Here is a 205-nt window from a genome sequence, read left to right as displayed (position 1 = left end):
GATCGCCACGATCGCCTCGACCCCACGCGGCAGGCACAGCCCCACCCGCGACTCCCGACCCACACCACGCGCCACCAGGCCCCGCGCCATGGCATCAGAGCGCGCATCCACCTCTGCGTAGGACAGCCTTCGGCCCTCGACTGCCTGCAGGGCGGCCGCCTCCGGCGTCTCAACGGTCCACCGCCGGAACAGTTCCATCACGGTC

The 205-nt window shown here is 71.7% G+C and carries 1 protein-coding gene; it reads right to left on the bottom strand.

The annotated features are described in order from the left end of the window. Positions 1–205 (bottom strand): AMP-binding protein (locus KVT45_RS56010; protein ID WP_217562833.1); only part of this gene is annotated, 205 nt, incomplete at both ends.

Origin of the sequence: Streptomyces sp. GbtcB6 (assembly GCF_019091475.1) — a bacterium.
Taxonomy (GTDB): domain Bacteria; phylum Actinomycetota; class Actinomycetes; order Streptomycetales; family Streptomycetaceae; genus Streptomyces; species Streptomyces hyaluromycini.
The sequence above is the reverse complement of the archived record's forward strand: the minus strand, read 5'-3'. Positions and strand labels throughout refer to the sequence as shown.